Source organism: Pseudomonas sp. GW531-T4, from assembly GCF_017349615.1.
GTDB classification, from domain to species: Bacteria; Pseudomonadota; Gammaproteobacteria; order Pseudomonadales; family Pseudomonadaceae; genus Aquipseudomonas; species Aquipseudomonas chlororaphis_I.
In genome coordinates, this window is the sequence record NZ_JACMZT010000013.1 from 55995 (window position 1) to 74749 (window position 18755).

Consider the following 18755-nt stretch of genomic DNA (forward strand, 5'->3'; position numbering starts at 1 on the left):
GAAGCCCTCGAAGGCCCTTCGGGCCTTATCGCAGCCTTCGGCAGCGGCGACAGGGACAGCGAGCAGTTCCGCAACGGCGGTGTTTTCGGCCTGCGGCAGCGGCTACAGGAGTCACAAGGTTCAGGGATTGCGTCACTCAACTTGAGGAGAACAATAAAAATGATCTTCACCCAGGAACATGAAGAACTGCGGCGCACGGTGCGCAACTTTGTCGAGCGCGAGATCAACCCGTACGTCGACGAGTGGGAAAAGGCCGGGCGCTTTCCGATCCACGAGATATTCCGCAAGGCCGGCGATCTAGGCCTGCTGGGCATCTCCAAGCCGGAGAAGTTCGGCGGCATGGGCCTGGACTACAGCTATTCGATAGTCGCCGCCGAAGAGTTCGGCACCATTCATTGCGGCGGCATCCCGATGGCCATCGGCGTGCAGACCGACATGTGCACCCCGGCCCTGGCGCGCTTCGGCTCCGACGAGCTGCGCGAGGAATTCCTGCGCCCGGCCATCAGCGGGGAAATGGTCGGCTGCATCGGCGTCTCCGAAGTCGGTGCCGGCTCCGACGTGGCCGGGCTCAAGACCACGGCGCGCAAGGACGGCGACGACTATCTGATCAACGGCAGCAAGATGTGGATCACCAACTCCCCCAGCGCCGACTTCATCTGCCTGCTGGCCAACACCTCGGACGACAAGCCCCACGTCAACAAGTCGCTGATCATGGTGCCGATGAACAGCCCCGGCATCAGTCTCAGCCCGCACCTGGACAAGCTCGGCATGCGCAGCTCGGAAACCGCCCAGGTGTTTTTCGACAACGTGCGCGTGCCCCAGCGTTATCGCATCGGCCACGAAGGCGCCGGCTTCATGATGCAGATGCTGCAATTCCAGGAAGAGCGGCTGTTCGGCGCGGCCAACATGATCAAGGGCCTGGAGTACTGCGTCGACAGCACCATCGAGTACTGCAAGGCACGCCAGACCTTCGGCAGCGCGCTGATCGACAACCAGGTGATCCACTTCCGCCTGGCCGAGCTGTCCACCGAAATCGAATGCCTGCGGGCCCTGGTGTACCAGGCCACCGAGCAATACGTACGGGGCCAGGACGTCACTCGCCTGGCGTCCATGGCCAAGCTCAAGGCCGGGCGCCTGGGCCGCGAAGTCAGCGACAGCTGCCTGCAATACTGGGGCGGCATGGGCTTCATGTGGGACAACCCGGTGGCCCGCGCCTACCGCGACGTGCGCCTGGTCTCGATCGGCGGCGGCGCCGACGAAATCATGCTGGGCATCATCTGCAAACTCATGGGCATCCTGCCGGGGAAAAGAAAATGAGCCGCCTGCCCGCCTGCGAAACCCTGCTGCTGGCGCCCCGCGGCGGCGTCCTGCACATCACCCTCGATCGCCCGGACAGCCGCAACGCCATGAGCCTGCAAATGGTCGCCGAACTGCGCGCGGTGCTGGCGGCGGTACGCGATGACCGCGACATTCGCGCCCTGGTGCTGAGAGGCGCCGGCGGGCACTTCTGCGCCGGCGGCGACCTGAAAGACATGGCCGCTGCCCGCGCCCAGGGCGCCAGCGCCTCTCAGGAACTGAACCGGGCATTCGGCACGCTGCTCGAAGAAGCCCAGCACAGCCCGCAGGTGCTGATCGTGCTGCTGCAAGGCGCGGTGCTGGGCGGCGGCTTCGGCCTGGCCTGTGTCAGCGATATCGCCATCGCCGATCATCAGGCGCAGTTCGGTATGCCGGAAACCAGCCTCGGCCTGCTGCCGGCGCAAATCGCCCCGTTCGTGGTCAAGCGCATCGGCCTGACCCAGGCCCGCCGGCTGGCGCTGACCGCCGCGCGCTTTGATGGCCACGAAGCCAAGCGGCTGGGCCTGGTGCATTTTGTCGAAAACAGCCCAGAGGCCCTGGCCGAACGCCTCGATGAGGTACTGGCCCATGTGTTGTGCTGCGCGCCCGAAGCCAATGCCGCGACCAAGGCCCTGTTGCTGGCCAGCGCTGAAGAACCGCTGGCGCCCCTGCTCGATCGCGCGGCGGAGCAGTTCGCCGCCGCCGTCACTGGCGCCGAAGGCATCGAGGGGACCATGGCCTTCGTGCAGAAACGCAAACCGGCGTGGGCGTCATGAGCCCCATCGCGAGCAAGCTCGCTCCTACAGGTCCGTGACCTGCCTACTCCTTGTAGGAGCGAGCTTGCTCGCGAAACGCCCGACCAAACACCACCGATCTCAGGAAACCACTCCATGCCCGCCTTCAGCAAAATCCTGATCGCCAACCGTGGCGAAATCGCCTGCCGCATCCAGCGCACCGCGCAAGCCCTGGGTTATCGCACCGTGGCGGTGTTCAGCGACGCCGACGCCAATGCGCTGCATGTGCGGATGGCCGACGAGGCGGTGCGCATCGGCCCGGCAGCGGTGCAGCAGTCCTACCTGAACAGCCAGGCAATCCTCAATGCAGCCTTGCGCACGGGCGCCGATGCGCTGCATCCCGGCTACGGCTTTCTGTCGGAGAACGCCGAATTCGCCCGCGCCTGCGAGGCGGCCGGCATCACCTTTATCGGCCCCAGCGCCGAGGCCATCGAACTGATGGGCAGCAAGCGCCTGTCCAAGCTGGCGATGCTCGCGGCGGGCGTGCCCTGCATCGCCGGTTATCAGGGCGCGGAACAGGACGATACGACTCTGCAACAGGAAGCCGAACGCATCGGCTACCCGCTGATGATCAAGGCCAGCGCCGGTGGCGGCGGACGCGGCATGCGCTTCGTTCAGCACGCCGATGAACTGCTGGCACAGGTGCGCACCGCACGTTCGGAGGCGCTGCACGCCTTTGGCAGCGACGAGTTGATTCTGGAACAGGCGCTGATCGAGCCGCGGCATGTGGAAATCCAGGTGTTCGGCGACTGCCACGGCCAGTTGATCTACCTCGGCGAGCGCGACTGCTCGATCCAGCGCCGTCATCAGAAAGTCGTCGAGGAAGCGCCCTGCCCGGTGATGACCGCCGAGCTGCGCCAGGCCATGGGCGAGGCAGCCCTCAAGGCGGGCCGGGCGGTGAACTATGTCGGCGCCGGCACCGTGGAGTTTCTCCTCGATGCGCGGGGGCAGTTCTATTTCCTGGAAATGAACACCCGGCTGCAGGTCGAACACCCGGTCACCGAAATGATCACCGGCCTGGACCTGGTGGCCCTGCAACTGCAGGTGGCTGCCGGACAAGCGCTGCCGCTGCGCCAGGAGCAGGTCGAACTCAAGGGCCATGCCATCGAAGTGCGGCTGTATGCCGAGGACCCGGCGCAGGACTTCCTGCCGCAAACCGGGCAGGTACGGCGCTGGGAGCCGGCGCTGGGCACCGATGTGCGCATCGACCATGGCCTGCTGGAAGGCCAGAGCGTCAGCCCGTTCTATGACCCGATGCTGGGCAAGCTCATCGCACATGGCGCCACCCGCGAAGAGGCGCGCCGCAAGCTGCTGCGCGCGGTCGAAGACACGGTGCTGACGGGCGTGGCAAGCAACCAGAAACTGCTGGCGAACCTGCTGCGCCATCCCGGTTTTGCCAGCGGCGAATTCAGCACCGCGTTTATCGCCGAACATTTCGCCGACGACCCAAGTCTGCATCCCCAGCCGCCAAGCGGCGCCGAACTGGCCCTGGCCGCGGCGCTGCTGTATCAGCACGCGGCCCAACGCCACGGCGCGGCGCTGGCCGGCTGGCGCAACAACGCCAGTGTGCCGCTGCACTATCGCCTGGGCTCGGGTGAGGCCGTGTGGAACCTTGAACTGAATAACCAGCAAGCCGGGACGCTACAGATTCAACACGCCGACGAAAGCTTCGAGGTACAGCTGCTGGAAGCGGATGGCCGCTGGGCCTGCGCGACCATCGACGGCATCCGCCGCCACTACGCCTACACCCTGGAAGCCGGGCAGCTCTGGCTGTTTACCCGTCCCGGCAGCCTGCACCTTCAAGACCTGAGCCACGCACCGGTCGCCAGCCAGGCCGGCGCCCACAGCGGCATGCTCAAGGCGCCCATGGACGGCGCCATCGTCGACGTACTGGTCAGCGAGGGCGCGACCGTCAGCAAGGGCCAGCTGCTGCTGGTGCTGGAGGCGATGAAGATGGAGCATCCGCTGAAGGCCGGGATCGATGGCGTGATCAAGCGGCTGCAGGTCAACCTCGGCGATCAGGTGAAAAACCGCCAGGTTCTGCTGGAGGTGGAATAAGCCGCTAGGCGCAGGCGTCGGGTTTGGCTACGCTCAAGCCTCATCGGGATGTTGAAGCTGGAGCCTGTGATGCCCCACTGGTTGGTAATTGATCTGGAAGCCACCACGGACGAAGGAGGCTGGCCGGTGACCGATATGGAAATCATCGAGATCGGCGCCACCCTGGTGAACCGCGAAGGGCGTGAACTGGACCATTTCCAGCGCTTCGTGCGCCCGCTGCGGCGGCCGATGCTGACGCCGTTCTGCCGTGAACTGACCCGCATCAGCCAGGCCCAGATCGACGGCGCCCAGCCGTTGAGCGAGGTCTGGCCGCTGTTCGAACGCTGGCTGGGCCAGCACCATGCGCGCCTGGAAGGCTGGGCCAGCTGGGGCGACTACGATCGCAAGCAGCTGCTGCAGGAGTGGCAACGCTCGCAACTGCACAGCGCCCTCGCCCAACTGCCGCACATGAACCTCAAGCAACGCTTCGCCAAGGCGCGTCGCCTCGAACGGCCGCTGGGCCTGAACGGCGCGCTGCAACTCGCCGGGCTGCAGTTCACCGGCCAGCAGCATCGCGCCCTGGAAGATGCCCGCAATACGGCGCGTTTATTGCCTCTGATTCTTCCCGGCTGATCCGTCAGCGCAACAGGTGACGCATCTGAAGGCCTTGTGCATACTGGCCGGCCTTTTTGACCCCTTTTTTGAGGAATCGCCCATGTTTAAAGTCAACGAGTACTTCGACGGCACCGTCAAGTCGATTGCCTTCGGCACGGCCGAAGGTCCAGCCACCATCGGCGTCATGGCTCCGGGCGAATACGAGTTCGGCACCGCTCAACGGGAAATCATGCACGTGGTTTCCGGTGCCCTGACCGTCAAGCTGCCTGACAGCAACGACTGGGAAACCTTTGCCGCCGGCAGCCAGTTCAACGTCCCTGCCAACAGCAAGTTCCAGCTGAAGGTCGCCGTCGACACCGCCTACCTGTGCGAATACCGCGGCTGATCCCTCCCCCGGGGACTGATTGTCGGTCATAAAAAATGCCCGTATCTCGCGATACGGGCATTTTTCGTTGCAACGCTGTCGACTCTTTATTCCAGCACGGTGACCGGCATGCCGACTTCCAGCCGGCCGATGCCATCATTCACCAGGTTCTGCCCGAACATCGCCCCACCCTCTTGCGCCCGGTACTGCTGCAGCGTGGCCAGCGGTTCACGGTCGACGCTGCGCTCGCCGGTCTGCGGATCGATGGTGGTGAGGATGCAACGCGCACAAGGCTTGACCACGCGAAACTCGATATCGCCGATGCGAATGCGCTTCCAGCCGTCCTCGGCGAATGCCGGGAAGCCTTCGATCACCAGGTTGGGACGAAAACGCAGCATCTCCAGGGGACGGCCGACGCGACTGGACAGGTCTTCCCGGGAAGACTCGCCGATCAGCAACAACGGAAAACCGTCGGCAAAGGCCACCTGATCGTCATCCTTGCCGTAACCGGCCTGAGTGGTGCGCGCACGGTCCAGGGGCACCTGTACCAGGCGGGTCGGCTTGCCGATGAACTCGCTCAGCCAGGCATGGGCCGCCTCGCCGGCATCCGGCACGCGCAGGGTATCGCGCCAGATGGTCACGCCACGCAACGGGGCATCCGCACCAGGCAGTGGCACATCGAGGGCTGGGTAGCCGGGAGCGCTGAGGGTCAGCCCACCGTCGGCGTTCCACAGCGCCGACAGCTGGCTCATGTGCGGGACCGCGCGCTGGGTCAGGAAGCGTCCGCTGGGTTCATCGACCAGCATCCAGCGTCGATCTCCCTCCAGCCCCAGCCTGTCCAGCGCGACCTGTTGCAGGGACTCGCCCTTGCCGGACTTCAAGGGGTATCGATAAAGCGCGCTGAGACGCATGGCCAGCTCCCGGGAGGCAAAAAAAGCAACCTTATACGAGCCGGCCCGCGAATCAAAGAAGCACCTGCGGCGCAGGCATCACTCCGGCCACTGCTCCCGTCAGGCGGGAACTTCGTCCAGCATCAGGCGCTGGCGCACCACGTCGACCAGTTTGTCCGGCTGGAACTTGGACAGGAAGTTGTCGCAACCGACCTTCTTCACCATCGACTCGTTGAAGCTGCCGGACAGCGAGGTGTGCAACACCACATAAAGACCGCGCAGACGCGGATCGTTGCGGATTTCGGTGGTCAGGCGATAGCCGTCCATTTCCGGCATTTCGGCGTCGGTGAACACCATCAGCAGCTTGTCGGTCATGTCGACCCCGGTATCGGCCCAGGCCTTGAGCATCTTCAGGGCTTTCAGGCCGTCGCTGGCAATGTGCATCTTCACCCCCAGCTGGCCCAGGGTGTCGCGCAATTGCGTCAGCGCCACGTTGGAGTCGTCCACCAGCAGCACTTCACGGCCGCGGGCACGTTCGAGCACCGGGTCGTCGAGCTTGTCGCGAGAGACCTTGGCGTTGTACGGGACGATTTCGGCCAGGACCTTTTCCACGTCGATGATCTCGACCAGTTGATCGTCGACCTTGCTGATCGCCGTCAGGTAATGCTGGCGCCCGGCACTGGTCGGCGGTGGCAGGATGGCTTCCCAGTTCATGTTGACGATACGGTCGACGCCTCCCACCAGGAAAGCCTGCACCGAGCGGTTGTACTCGGTGACGATGATGGTGCTGTTGGGCCCCGGCACCAGCGGCCGCATGCCGATCGCCTGGGACAGGTCGATGACCGGCAGCGTCTGCCCCCGCAGGTTGACCACGCCACAGACGAACGGATGGCGCTGGGGCATCAGCGTCAGCTTCGGCAATTGCAGGACTTCCTGCACCTTGAACACGTTGATCGCGAACAACTGTCGCCCGGCCAGACGGAACATGAGGATTTCCAGGCGATTCTCACCCACCAGTTGCGTGCGTTGATCTACCGTGTCGAGAATGCCGGCCATGTAATGACTCCTGGGCTTGTTCTGATGAATTCACTAACGCGGGTTATCGGCGCAATTCGCCGAATCTTGACCCGCATACAAAATGCCATGCAAAGGCATTGATGTCACATTAACATCATGCTTTACTGGCTTCGCGATTTCATCCACGCAACTTCCCCGCCGCGACCTCTATTTCAGCGCTTGGTTCCCCTCTGTAAGGGAATCCCCTATCGGCAATCAGGACCAACCTGATATTCGCAATATCCAATAGCCATTAATGTGACGCCATTCTCATTGCATGAATGGAGTCAGGCTTTTGTTTGTGATCGCAGGAAGATGGGCTGGTGCCCTTTCGAGCCCCCCCACCTCCGCTGTCCAAGCGTGGCCGATAGACCGTGCCCGACGAGTTGCATCCTGCAGACTAAACACCAGCCCATCGTCTTCGTCCATTCAGAACCAATCAGATTCGTCCTATATCCCACGGCATAACCGGCGTAATACCTTACAGCCGCTCACAAAACGGACCATTCCATCATCTGACGTGGCGTCGTGGAGACAAGCATGCTGATCGACGATCAAACGTGGCACCAATCACCTGACTTTCTGCTTGAGGCAGAAGCACTATTGGCCAAGTCGGTTGAGTGCCTGAACCATCTCAATCTGATCAAGAACGATCAGGACGCCATCGATTGCATGTTGTCCACTCTGCTCAAGCTTGCCGAGAAAACCGACGCGCTGGCGCTGCGCAGCACCGCCGAATTCTCGCGCCAGGTTCATGCGTTGCTGGATCATTCCCATCCTCATCCGGACATGAACGAGCAGATTCTCGACACCCTCGGGGAGTGCTTCAGCCTGATGGCCTGGCAGCTTGAACTCGTCGATCCGGTGACCGGGCAACTGAACCTCGACGGCAACGAACAGGCCACCCTCATCGAAACCCTCGCCGTGCAAATGGATCCTCTGCCTGCGCCCCTGTCCTGCCAACACAACTCGTTTAAAGTTTTTTCGATCGCCAAGAGAAACGCATAAACCTGTCGTTAATCCCTAACTTCAGCCGTTAGATATGTTGTGACATTGATCAGCATCATGTCGTTATTCAATATTTCATGCCTGTTAACGACAGAACCAACTAGCGCAACTAAATAAAACCAATCCCGAGACTTCAAGTGTCCTGAATTTCGCCTGCCCGTTCGCTCAAGGCGAGATACAGTCACTGTTTCAGGGTGGCCAGTTGAAACAAGCAAATCGGCACATACGTCCCAAAAGGCGATATTCCTGACTTTCTGGACATATATAGAGGCGCGACCAACGGTAGCTAAGCTGGTACTATGCCAACCACTAACCGATGTACTTAATGGCACTGTGACTTCAGATTGATCTTGTTACACACCGGATCAGTGCAAGGCTTGCTCCCAACGAATAGACCGCGTTAATTGAAGCCGCATACTCAAACAATACCGTTTTCCAAACCGGGGCCCGTCAGCCGACTTGACCGGTCTCCCCGCAGCGAACATTCATTGGCTCCATCCGCTATGTACGCCAGCCTCAAGTCAACCGCCACCAGGCTTCTTTCTCGAATACACCTGCGCCGGCTCAACCTGTTGCTGTGCTCATGCTCGGCACTTGGAAGCCTGGCCGTCTATTGCCTGTCGACTACCTTTCCCCTCAGCCTGCTGATCCTGAATCTGGCGGCCCTGGCCAGTGTCTGGGCCTATTACGGCGATTCGCGCAAATCGATCAAGTTCCAGCCGCAGGAACTGGCGGACCGTTTGCTGGAAGTCCAGGAAAACGAGCGCCATCGCCTCAGTCGTGAATTGCATGATGATATTGGTCAGTTGTTGACCGCCGCCAAGTTGCAAAGCGAATGGCTCAAGCGCCGCCTGCCCGAAGAGCTGCAACAGCATTGCACGACGCTTCAAAGCACATTGGAAGAAACCCTGGCCAAGGTCCGCGATGTATCGGCCATTCTCAATCCCCGGCAATTGGCCAGCCTGGGCCTGGAAGCCAGCCTGCGGGCCCACTTGCTGAAGACCCTGGAAAACACCTCCGTGCACTGGAGCCTGGAATGCAAGCAACGCCTGGCTGGCATCCCCGAAGAGATGGCGGTGGCCGCCTTTCGCATCACCCAGGAAGCCGTCACCAACATGCTGCGTCACGCCCAGGCGGATAACCTGCTGGTACGCCTGCAACGCCTGCCCGAGGGGCTTTCGCTGTTTATCAGCGACGATGGTCGTGGTTTTTCCCCGGCGGCCAATCCTGGCGCACAAGGACAACGCGGCATGGCGGGCATGTCGGAAAGAATCGCGCAACTGGGTGGCACCCTGAAGGTTTCCAGCCAGCCCGACCAGGGCACACAAATCGAAGCACTCTTCCCCTGGGCGCCTCGCGCACTCGAACGGGCCAGTACGAATAAGGTTTTACATTGACCTGCAATTTACTTCTGGTGGATGACCACTCGCTCATCAGGGCTGGCGTGCGTGCCCTGGTCATGGACATTCCTGGCTATGCCGTGATCGGCGAAGCCAACGATGGCGCACAAGTACTGGAAATGGTCGAAAGGCTGTCGCCAGACATTATCCTGCTGGATATTTCCATGAAGGATGTCAGCGGCCTTGAAGCCCTGAAGAAACTCAAGGTGGTGCATCCGCAGAGCAAAGTCCTGATTCTCTCGATGCATACCGATCCGGCGCTGATCATGCAGACCCTGGAATCCGGTGCTCATGGCTACCTGCTCAAGGACACCACCGCCAACGAGCTCGAGCACGCGCTCGACGCCTTGCGCAACAACGAGCGTTACCTCAGCCCGGCCATTGCCCATACGGTGATCAACCAGGCGCTGATCCGCGTGCAGAAGCCCCATCCAGAACCCGTTGAAACCCATAACCTGACCGCCCGCCAGCTGGAGATCCTGCGCCTGATCGTTCGCGGCAAATCGACCCGGGAAATCGCTCACGGGCTGGGCCTGAGCATCAAGACTGTGGAAACCCACCGCTCGCAGATCATGAAACGCCTGCAGATCTACGACGTAGCCGGCCTGGTCCTGTTTGCCGTCCGCGAGCAGATCATCAGCCTCGACGATTAAAGCGCCGAAGCTCCCAACAGCGGGGAGTCTTCCGGTAAATGCACCCGCAATGCCCCTGGAAGCGCGCGAAAACGCAGGTTTTCGCCTTGCAGGGGCTCACCGTCGAGATTGATATCCAGCCCCTCGGACACCTTGATTTCCACCCAGGGCAGGCGTGTACGCACAAACAGATTGTCGATCCCCCAGCCGCCGGCCAGCAGATCCTTCAAGGTGCCCACCAGTTCCTGAGGGGCCGGCAGGATACTGACATCCAGCAACCCGTCATCGGCCATCGCCTCAGGGCATAGCAGATGACCGCCACCGGCCTGGCGCCCGTTGCCGATCCCCAGGGCCAGCAGCTCGCCACGCCAATGGAAATCCGGCCCCTGCAGCTCGCCATAGGCCGCATGCAGCTCATTGAAGCGGGACAAGCCAGTGAACAGATAGGCGGCGCCCCCCAGGATCTTTTTCAGGTCCTCGGAGGTATTGGCCGTCACCTGGCTGCCGAACCCACCCGTGGCCATGTTGAGGAATACCTGGCCACCGACCTCACCGAGGTCGATCGTCCGTGCCGGCACGTCGAGCAGGCTCAATGCCTCATGGGGCAGCAACGAAACGCCGGCCGCCCGCGCGAAATCATTGGCCGTCCCCAGCGGCAGCAACACCAGACTGGCATCGTTGGCCTGCGCCGCCATGGCCTCGGCGATATCACGCAAGGTGCCGTCACCGCCTCCTGCGATCAGGCGCGTATAACCGCCCGCGAGGGCTTCATCCACCAGGCGCTGGGCATCGCCCGCCTCCCAGGTCAGGCGGACCGCCAGCTCCCAACCCTCTTCGCGCTTGCGTTCGACAGCGTCGCGGACCTCTTCGTTGAGGGCCTGCTTGCCGTGCAATATCAGCATCGCCTTGCGTTCGCTCATCGCTCATCACTCCTGTCATTCGAGGGCCATTGAAGGATGTTGACCCTCGCCCCATGAGAAAAAGTCCGACCGGAATGTAATGAATTTGTCCCCATCAGGCCGTCTGCTGGCTGACCGGTAACTTTTCTGACCGCAGATTGAGAATCACCTGAATTGACCCGAAACAGACAATCGGAGAATGTTCATGGCAGGCGAACGACGCCTCAAACAGGGAAGCGAAACACATGGATGACAAGAAATGCTTTGAACGCTCGAACTCCGCACTCAACCGGCTGGAAGGAAGCATCCTGCTCAGTACAGGCAAACACCCGGAACTGAGTGTCCATCAAGTACATGCCCATGACCGCGAGCATAAGCCCGACAGCAAGCTTCACGCCTTGCTCAAGAAACTCGCGTGGATATTGGCCTATGCCGGGTTTCTATCGGCACTGCTGTCCTGGGGCCTGAACAGCCGTTTTGGCTTGCTGATCCTTCTACTGCTGCGTTGATAGGTAGGGCTCTCGAGGATGGACCCGGCCCTGCCGACCAGGTCCGCCTCCCCTGGCGTCAGCCCAGGACTTCACTCAACGGAATGAAGTTGACCCAATCGCCCTCGACCAGCGTTCGCTCTTCCAGCACCTCGACCAGCCCCTCGGCCCAGGCGGCACTGCGCAAGACCCCGGAACTCTGGTTCCGGTAGATGATTGCCCTGCCCTGCTCCAGGCGCCCGCGCAGATACTCTCGGCGGTTCCCCGGCTTCGGCCAGGCAAATCCAGCCGGAACCTGGAACTGCAAGGGATGCAGTTGCTTCACTCCCTGGCGCCGCAAAATATAGGGGCGGGCCAGCAAGGCAAAGGTCACCAGCGTCGAGGCCGGGTTACCGGGCAGGCCGATTACCGGCACACCGCGGAAATGCCCGAAGGTCAACGGCTTACCAGGCTTGATCGCCAGCTTCCAGAGGGCCAGTTCACCCTCTTCTCTTAAGGCGATCCCCAGGAAATCCGCTTCGCCCACCGATACGCCGCCGGTGGACAGAATCAGATCCACATCCGCCAGCTCGGCAAGACGACGCCGGGTCGTGGGCAGGTCGTCCGGCAGGATTCCGCCGTCGATCACCTCGCAGCCCAGACGCTGCAACCAACTGCACAGCAGGACCCGGTTGCTGTTGTAGATCTGCCCGGGACCGAGCGCCCGCCCGGGTTCGACCAGTTCATCGCCAGTGGAGAGCACGGCGACCCGCACGCGGCGCACCACATCCAGCTCCGCGCAACCCAGGGACGCAGCCAGCCCCAGCTCGATCGGCCCCAGCTGCGTTCCGGCCACCAGCACACACTCGCCAACCGTGGTTTCCTGGCCTTGCGGACGAATGTTCTGCCCCGCGCCGAGAGGCTCGGTAAAAGCCACCCGCTCATCGGCCTGGACCTTGGCGTTCTCCTGCATTTCCACGCAGTCGGCTCCCGCCGGGACCGGCGCCCCGGTGAAGATGCGTGCGCAGGTGCCAGGTGCCAAAGGCTCAGGCGCCTGGCCGGCGAAGATGCGCTGGCTGACCACCAAGGGCTCGCCCTTCCAGTCCGAGGCACGCAAGGCGTAACCGTCCATGGCGCTGTTGGGCCAGGGCGGAAGATCCAGAGTGGAAATCAAGTCGTCGGCCAATACCCGGCCTTGAGCAGCCGCCAGTGGCAACCGTTCGCGTTCGAGAATGGGGGTAGCCTCGGCCATCTCGAGCAAACGGGCCAATGCGACCTCGACCGGCATCAAGGCACCGGTCTTGCCCGGCTTACCCACGGGATTCACAAGGCGCTGCCTGTTTCAGGTGGGTGACGAAATTGCACGGACGGTGCCGCGAATCCAGCTGTTCGGCGAGGATGCCGTCCCAACCGGTACGCACCGCATTGGTCGAACCCGGCAGGCAGCACACCAGCGTGCCGTTGGCCAGGCCAGCCAGGGCTCGGGACTGCACGGTGGAAGTGCCGATATCGGCCACCGAGATCTGGCGGAACAACTCGCCAAATCCGTCGACCTGTTTGTCGAGCAGGCAAGACACGGCTTCCGGGGTACTGTCGCGGCCGGTGAAACCGGTGCCGCCGGTGATCAGCACCACCTGGACCAGATCGTCGGCGATCCAGGTCGCCACTTGTGCGCGAATCTTGTAGAGATCGTCCTTGAGCAGGACGCGCGCGGCCAGGTTATGGCCAGCAGCGCTCAGACGATCGACGAAGACCTGGCCGGATGTATCGGTCTCCAGGGTCCGGGTATCACTGACAGTCAGCACCGCGATGTTCAGGGGTGCAAAAGGTACATCAGCCTTGGCTTTCATAGGCTCGATCCAGTTGTAGGAGAAACAGCCCGGTGTTATATCACAGCGCTCTCTTTGCCCGCCCCTGTGGAGACGTGCCATGACCCAGCGCGCAGATTTGCCGCCCTGCTCCATTCTGCTCCTGGCCGGTGGGCGCGGCCAACGCATGGGCAGAAGGGACAAGGGGTTGATCGAGTGGCAGGGCCGGCCATTGATCGCCCACCTGCATCGACTGACCCGCAGCCTGAGCGATGACCTGATCATTTCCTGCAACCGCAATCAGCAGCAGTACGCGCCTTATGCCGATCAACTGGTGCAGGACGAAAGCAACGATTTCCCCGGGCCGCTGGCAGGTATTCGTGCCGGACTGGCGGTCGCCCGGCATGCCCGACTGCTGGTATTGCCCTGCGACGTACCGCGTATCGACGCGCAACTGATCGACGCCATGCGACAAAGCGCCGCCCGGCACCCGGACAAACCACTGATGCTGCGCCATGGCGAGCACTGGGAACCCCTGCTGTGTATCATTCCGCGCGCCCTGCTCGGCACCTTCGACGGCGCCTGGCAGAACGGTGAACGCAGCCCCGGACGTATCATGCGCGGGCTGGATGCTCAGGCCCTGCAATGTCCGGCAAACGATCCCCGATTGGCTAATCTGAATACACCAGCGCTGTTAAGCCAGCAGCACGGCGTGTCAGAATGCCCTTAACTCAAGGAACTTGCAGGCGTTGTATACGTCTCAAGCACAGCAACTAAAAGTATTCATCTCGGAGACACATAATGATTCAGCGGACTCTCGCCACTCTCATGCTCGCACTGGGCCTTGCCACTCTCGCCGGTTGCGCATCGCCTACTGTGATCACCCTGAATGACGGTCGCGAAATCCAGGCCGTCGATACGCCGAAATACGATGAGGATTCCGGCTTCTACGAGTTCGAACAACTGGACGGCAAACAAACCCGTATCAACAAGGATCAGGTTCGTACGGTAAAAGAGCTGTAATCCATAGCGTTACAGCCTTGAACGATAAAGCCCGCTTTCGCGGGCTTTATCGTTTCCGGGCAACAACCAGCAGTGACCTGGATTACCACTGCAAGGTGATCCGACTCTCGAACTCACGCTCCTCCCCGCTCAGCGGATCGGTAAAACGCAGCCCCTGAGCCAACAGCTTGAGCGGCTTGGCGTAATCGTCCTCCACATCCTTGAGCGCATCGGGATAGAACGGGTCGTTGCAGATTGCCGCCCCCAGCGCACTCATGTGCACCCGCAACTGGTGCTTTTTGCCAGTCACCGGATACAACCCATAACGCCAGAGGTCACCGTTCTTTTCCCGGACCTCAATTGCTGTTTCCGTATTAGGTGTACCAGGCCCCTCCTGCATGCGGAAAAAAGGCTCGCCATCGACCAGACGGCTTTTATGCACCCGCGGGAACTCGAGACCGGGCAAGGCCGGGGCGATGGCCTCGTAGCGCTTGTCGATCCTGCGTGTCGGAAACAGCGACTGATAAGCCGAGCGGCTTTGCGGATTGGCCGAAAACAACACCAGGCCCGCCGTATGCCGATCGATGCGATGCAGAGGCACCAGGTGGGGATTGTCCAGGCTGCGGATCAGGCGGCGCAGCAAGGTTTGCTCGACATATTCCCCCGCCGGGGTGACTGGCAGGAAATGCGGCTTGTCCGCCACCACCAGATGCTCATCGACATAGAGGATCGATTCCTGCACCGGGATGACCTTTTCGTCGGGTACTTCGCGGAAATAATGAATGCGCAGGCCTTCGCGGTACGCCAGGTCGACGCTGATCGGCAAACCCTGTCCATCGAGCACCCGGCCACGGACGATCCGGCTCAGCCACTGCTCGCGGCTGATGGTACTGAAGTGATCACACAGGCAGTCCAGTACGGTTGGCCATGACCCGGGGGGCAGGTACAGGGTGCTGGCCTGATGCTGTGCGGCGGAAAAAGGTACGGAGGACATACAAAAGCTCGAGCGGACAATGCAGAGCGGCATTATCCAACATGGGTCCCGGGGAACCTAGGAGAGTTTCCCCCTTCGGGACCAACGACTAGGCGCGGGCCACTCCAGCCTGCGCGGCGGCATCGGTGAACTCCTTCAGCCAGCGCAGCACATCGACCGCCTCCCAGCGGGCCGGGTCATACAACGCATACAACAAACCCTGATACCCCACCACGTCCAGTTGCCGGTGATAACCCGCACGCTGGAACAGCGCTTCGATTTCCGCGAAGCAGGTATTGAAATGCAGCTTGTTGAACGGTGTCTTGCCCTCCGTGACCAGCCCGTCCAGGCGCAGCTCGAGTACCGCTTCGCGCACCACATCGGCGGACATGCGGTTCACACTGCTCTTCAATTGTTCGACATTGACCATCATCAGTCCTTCTACCCTCTCATTCATCCACTGAGCACACGCCCTGCGCATCGATATCAGCCACGGCCGACGTAACTGACCACCCACAACACCACGCCCCAGATTTGCGCCGAATCCCGATCGTCCAGGGGAATCGGTGCAATCGAAGGTCGCGCCGCCTTGAGCAGCAGCCCGCCCTTGGGGTCGGGAGCCAGCAGGCGCACGCCATAGGCGTCTTCGCCATCGAGATGGGCCACCACGTATTGATCCACTGCCGGGGCTGCCGAACGATCGACGATCAGCCGGTCGCCGGGATAGATACCAAAGCCCAGCAGGCTGTCGTCATCCACCAGCACCGCGCGGATCTGCGGGGCTCCGAGACCCACGGTGCGATCCAGCGAAAAACCGCCTTCGAACTGGAGCCCGGCAGCAAACCCGCCGTGCTCCGCATGTTCGGGCGACAGGTGTTGCAAACGCTCGGCGCGGGCAAGGATTGTGAGAGACATGACGAACCATCCCGATAACTGTACGCATATACAGTAACCGAATAATCGGGATCCCGCCAAGGGATTGCAGCGAAGGCGACAAACGGAAAGGGTCGTGCCAGCGACAGCCGGCTCAGCGCAGGAAGGCCACCACCTGTTCGGCATCGAACGGCCAGCCCAGCTCGGCGCCGTTGTCCACCCGGCGCAGGACCGGGATACGCAGGCCATACGCCTCGAACAGGGTTTCGTCTTCCGCGATATCCACCAGCTCGACCAACAACCCGTGCTCCACCAACGGCATCAACTCCGCTTCGGCGAGTTCGCACAGGTGGCAACCCAGGGTGCCGAACAGCTGACATTCAGGAGGCATGACATACAGACCGAAAAGAGACAGGCGCTTATTCTAGGCCCGCGATAAAAAGCCGTCGACCGATGAACACGGCAGCGTGCGGTCATCGTCGGGCATTCTGCCAAACAGCTGATGCAGGTCAGCGTCGCCAACTTGCGATTGAGCGACCCTCGCGGCTTTTTTTGCCTCTACGCTCTGTATTCCAACCCGCCGCCGGAGATGCCTGTGTTTGCCAATCTGTTGATCATCCTCGCTTCATCCCTGGTGGTGATCGCCCTGTTCCGCCGCCTGCACCTGCCGCCCGTGCTGGGCTACCTGTGCGTGGGCCTGCTGGTGGGGCCGACCGCCTTCGGCTGGGTCAACGACAACGAAAACCTGCCTGACCTGGCGGAGTTGGGGGTGGTGTTCCTGCTGTTTTCCCTGGGGCTGGAGTTTTCCGTATCGAAGATGCTGGCCCTGCGCCAGGTGGTCTTCGGCCTGGGCAGCTTGCAAGTGCTGTGCAGCGGCGCCGTCCTCGGCGGCCTGCTGATCCTCGCCGGCGGGCCGCTGATCCCGGCCTTGCTGCTCGGCGCGGGCCTGGCGCTGTCCTCCACCGCCATCGTCAGCAAGGAGCTGGGCAGCCTAGGGGAAATATTCAGCAGCCATGGGCAGAATGCGATCGGCGTGTTGCTGTTCCAGGACGTGGTGGCCGTGCTGTTGCTGACCCTGGTGCCAGTATTCGCCGGCAATACCGAACAGGCCTGGTATTGGGCCCTGCCCCTGACCCTGGGCAAGACCGCCCTGCTGTTCATCGGCCTGGCGCTGGCCAGCCGCTGGCTGCTGCCACGGCTGTTCCACGAGGTGGCCGCCTCCCATTCCGCCGAGCTGTTCGTGCTGCTGGCCCTGGTCATCGTCCTGCTGACCGCCTGGCTGACCCACCTGCTCGGCCTGTCCCCTGCCCTTGGCGCGTTCCTCGCCGGCATGCTGCTGGGGGAAAGCCGCTACCGGCACCAGATCGAGGCTGATATCCGGCCGTTCCGCGACATTCTGCTGGGGCTGTTTTTCGTCAGCATCGGCATGCTGATCGACCTGCAACTGTTCGCCAGCCATGCCCTGCTGATCCTCGGCCTGACCCTGGCCCTGATGCTGATCAAGGGCGCCGTGGTGGCGCTGTTGCTCAAGCTGCGCGGCAGCGACGGCGAGACGGCCTGGCGCAGTGGCCTGGCCCTGGCCCAGGGCGGCGAGTTCTGTTTTGCGCTGATGGCGCAGATGCAGCAAAGCCAGTTGATGCCGGCCGAGCTGAGCGGCCTGCTGCTGGCCGCGACCTTCTGTTCGATGTTGCTGACCCCCTTGCTGCTGCGCGCCGCCCCGGGCATTGCCGCGCGCCTGCACCGCAAGCCGAACCAGGAGGCCCACCTGGAAGAAATCAGCGCCCTCAACGCCGCATTGCAGGGCCATGTGGTGATCTGTGGATATGGCCGCGTCGGCCAGTCGATCGGCCGCTTCCTGCGCCGCGAACAGCAGCGTTTCATTGCCCTGGACGATGACCCGGTGCGGGTCCAGGAAGCCGCGGCCGGCGAAAGCTGCGTGCATTACGGCGACTCCCGCCGCGCCGAGCTGCTGGCGGCGGTCGGCCTCGAACGCGCGCGGCTGCTGGTGATTGCCGTGGACAAGACCGACATCGCCCTCAACGTGCTGAAAAGCGCGCGCCGGATCAACAGCGACGTGCCGATCCTGGTACGCACCCGGGACGACAGCCAACTGGCCGAACTGAAAGCCGCCGGCGCCAGCGAAGTGGTGCCGGAGCTGCTGGAGTCGAGCCTGATGCTGGCGTCCCATGCGCTGGTGATGCTCGGGCTGCCGGAACACCAGGTACAGGCCAAGGTCGATGAAGTCCGCCACAACCGCTATAGCCTGCTGCACGGCTTCTACCATGGCGCGCAGACCGACCTGCTGGACAACCGCGGCCAGCCACGGGTGCTGATGCATGCGGTCAATCTCGGCAGCGCGGCCCACGCCTGCGACCTGGCCCTGGGCGAGCTGGCGCTGGAGCAGTTGGGCGTGGATGTGCAAGGCGTGCAGCGCGATGGCCGTGACCTGGAGCTGACCGCCGGCACCTTGCTGCAAGCCGGCGATACGGTGTTGATGTCCGGCCCGCTGGCGGCCATCGAAGCGTCGGAGGCGCGCCTGCTCGGCGGCCAATGATCAGCGGCAAGCAGCCCAGGCTGGAGGCTCCAGCCCGGGCCGCAAAGC

Annotated in this window: 21 protein-coding genes; 12 read left to right on the plus strand and 9 right to left on the minus strand. The window is 62.3% G+C overall.

The genetic code is table 11. The features are described 5' to 3' along the window. Positions 1–159: 159 nt before the first annotated feature. The 5 genes from atuD (at position 160) to J4D28_RS12955 (ending at position 5166) form a co-directional block, all read left to right on the plus strand. Positions 160–1317, plus strand: coding sequence for a citronellyl-CoA dehydrogenase (atuD, locus tag J4D28_RS12935; protein ID WP_038634088.1), 1158 nt, complete (start codon positions 160–162; stop codon positions 1315–1317). Next, positions 1314–2111: an enoyl-CoA hydratase/isomerase family protein gene (locus J4D28_RS12940; RefSeq protein WP_038634090.1), complete on the plus strand. Its 798-nt coding sequence runs from the start codon at positions 1314–1316 to the stop codon at positions 2109–2111. Before atuD ends, J4D28_RS12940 begins: the two co-directional genes overlap by 4 nt. A 114-nt stretch (positions 2112–2225) precedes the next feature. After that, positions 2226–4187: an acetyl/propionyl/methylcrotonyl-CoA carboxylase subunit alpha gene (locus J4D28_RS12945; RefSeq protein WP_038634092.1), complete on the plus strand. Its 1962-nt coding sequence runs from the start codon at positions 2226–2228 to the stop codon at positions 4185–4187. Positions 4188–4256: 69 nt separating this feature from the next. Continuing rightward, the gene (locus tag J4D28_RS12950; RefSeq protein ID WP_009050084.1) at positions 4257–4799 is read left to right on the plus strand and encodes an exonuclease domain-containing protein; all 543 of its coding nucleotides are present in this window, start codon (positions 4257–4259) and stop codon (positions 4797–4799) included. 82 nt (positions 4800–4881) lie between these two features. Beyond that, positions 4882–5166, plus strand: coding sequence for a pyrimidine/purine nucleoside phosphorylase (locus J4D28_RS12955; RefSeq protein WP_007930001.1), 285 nt, complete (start codon positions 4882–4884; stop codon positions 5164–5166). 86 nt (positions 5167–5252) lie between these two features. Here J4D28_RS12955 and J4D28_RS12960 read toward each other — a convergent pair whose 3' ends face one another. Both J4D28_RS12960 and J4D28_RS12965 read right to left on the minus strand, forming a co-directional pair. Continuing rightward, positions 5253–6056 (minus strand): MOSC domain-containing protein, encoded by an 804-nt coding sequence (locus J4D28_RS12960; protein ID WP_038634095.1) that lies wholly within the window; start codon positions 6054–6056, stop codon positions 5253–5255. A 99-nt stretch (positions 6057–6155) separates the two neighbouring features. Continuing rightward, complete coding sequence (locus J4D28_RS12965; protein WP_009050086.1) at positions 6156–7091, minus strand: chemotaxis protein CheV; 936 nt, start codon at positions 7089–7091, stop codon at positions 6156–6158. 540 nt (positions 7092–7631) lie between these two features. Between J4D28_RS12965 and J4D28_RS12970 the strand changes: the two genes are divergently transcribed. The 3 genes from J4D28_RS12970 to J4D28_RS12980 all read left to right on the plus strand — a co-directional run bounded on the left by J4D28_RS12970 (position 7632) and on the right by J4D28_RS12980 (position 10152). Continuing rightward, positions 7632–8099, plus strand: a complete 468-nt coding sequence (locus tag J4D28_RS12970; protein ID WP_009050087.1) for a hypothetical protein — start codon at positions 7632–7634, stop codon at positions 8097–8099. Between the two features lie 503 nt (positions 8100–8602). Continuing rightward, positions 8603–9496, plus strand: coding sequence for a sensor histidine kinase (locus J4D28_RS12975; RefSeq protein ID WP_009050088.1), 894 nt, complete (start codon positions 8603–8605; stop codon positions 9494–9496). Continuing rightward, positions 9493–10152, plus strand: a complete 660-nt coding sequence (locus J4D28_RS12980; protein WP_009050089.1) for a response regulator transcription factor — start codon at positions 9493–9495, stop codon at positions 10150–10152. The genes J4D28_RS12975 and J4D28_RS12980 overlap by 4 nt, the downstream gene beginning before the upstream one ends. Here the strand turns inward: J4D28_RS12980 and yegS are convergent. Beyond that, on the minus strand, positions 10149–11051 hold the full coding sequence (gene yegS, locus J4D28_RS12985; protein WP_009050090.1) for a lipid kinase YegS: 903 nt from the start codon (positions 11049–11051) through the stop codon (positions 10149–10151). The two genes, J4D28_RS12980 and yegS, sit on opposite strands and share 4 nt — an antisense overlap. A 224-nt stretch (positions 11052–11275) precedes the next feature. Here yegS and J4D28_RS12990 point away from each other — a divergent pair, with 224 nt between their 5' ends. Then, the gene (locus J4D28_RS12990) at positions 11276–11539 is read left to right on the plus strand and encodes a hypothetical protein (RefSeq protein WP_009050091.1); all 264 of its coding nucleotides are present in this window, start codon (positions 11276–11278) and stop codon (positions 11537–11539) included. 58 nt (positions 11540–11597) lie between these two features. Here J4D28_RS12990 and glp read toward each other — a convergent pair whose 3' ends face one another. Together glp and moaB are read right to left on the minus strand one after the other, a co-directional pair. Further along, the gene (gene glp / locus J4D28_RS12995) at positions 11598–12824 is read right to left on the minus strand and encodes a gephyrin-like molybdotransferase Glp (protein WP_103330993.1); all 1227 of its coding nucleotides are present in this window, start codon (positions 12822–12824) and stop codon (positions 11598–11600) included. Further along, positions 12808–13347 (minus strand): molybdenum cofactor biosynthesis protein B, encoded by a 540-nt coding sequence (moaB, locus tag J4D28_RS13000; protein ID WP_007923271.1) that lies wholly within the window; start codon positions 13345–13347, stop codon positions 12808–12810. The genes glp and moaB overlap by 17 nt, the downstream gene beginning before the upstream one ends. A 79-nt stretch (positions 13348–13426) precedes the next feature. Here moaB and mobA point away from each other — a divergent pair, with 79 nt between their 5' ends. Both mobA and J4D28_RS13010 read left to right on the plus strand, forming a co-directional pair. Then, on the plus strand, positions 13427–14035 hold the full coding sequence (gene mobA / locus J4D28_RS13005; protein ID WP_103330994.1) for a molybdenum cofactor guanylyltransferase MobA: 609 nt from the start codon (positions 13427–13429) through the stop codon (positions 14033–14035). A 71-nt stretch (positions 14036–14106) separates the two neighbouring features. Next, entirely contained in the window at positions 14107–14328 is a 222-nt protein-coding gene (locus tag J4D28_RS13010) for a YgdI/YgdR family lipoprotein (protein WP_007923269.1), read from the plus strand. An 82-nt stretch (positions 14329–14410) separates the two neighbouring features. Here J4D28_RS13010 and J4D28_RS13015 read toward each other — a convergent pair whose 3' ends face one another. The 4 genes from J4D28_RS13015 to J4D28_RS13030 all read right to left on the minus strand — a co-directional run bounded on the left by J4D28_RS13015 (position 14411) and on the right by J4D28_RS13030 (position 16544). Beyond that, positions 14411–15301 carry a pseudouridine synthase gene (locus tag J4D28_RS13015; RefSeq protein WP_053269643.1) on the minus strand — a complete coding sequence of 297 codons (891 nt, stop codon included), beginning with the start codon at positions 15299–15301 and terminating at the stop codon, positions 14411–14413. Between the two features lie 88 nt (positions 15302–15389). Beyond that, positions 15390–15710 carry a hypothetical protein gene (locus J4D28_RS13020; protein WP_007923266.1) on the minus strand — a complete coding sequence of 107 codons (321 nt, stop codon included), beginning with the start codon at positions 15708–15710 and terminating at the stop codon, positions 15390–15392. Between the two features lie 56 nt (positions 15711–15766). Then, the gene (locus J4D28_RS13025; protein ID WP_009050095.1) at positions 15767–16195 is read right to left on the minus strand and encodes a S24 family peptidase; all 429 of its coding nucleotides are present in this window, start codon (positions 16193–16195) and stop codon (positions 15767–15769) included. A gap of 112 nt (positions 16196–16307) precedes the next feature. Then, a complete protein-coding gene (locus J4D28_RS13030) occupies positions 16308–16544 on the minus strand; it encodes a glutaredoxin family protein (protein ID WP_009050096.1) in 237 nt (78 codons plus the stop codon). A gap of 204 nt (positions 16545–16748) precedes the next feature. Here J4D28_RS13030 and J4D28_RS13035 point away from each other — a divergent pair, with 204 nt between their 5' ends. Then, a complete protein-coding gene (locus tag J4D28_RS13035; RefSeq protein ID WP_009050097.1) occupies positions 16749–18707 on the plus strand; it encodes a monovalent cation:proton antiporter family protein in 1959 nt (652 codons plus the stop codon). Positions 18708–18755 lie beyond the last annotated feature (48 nt).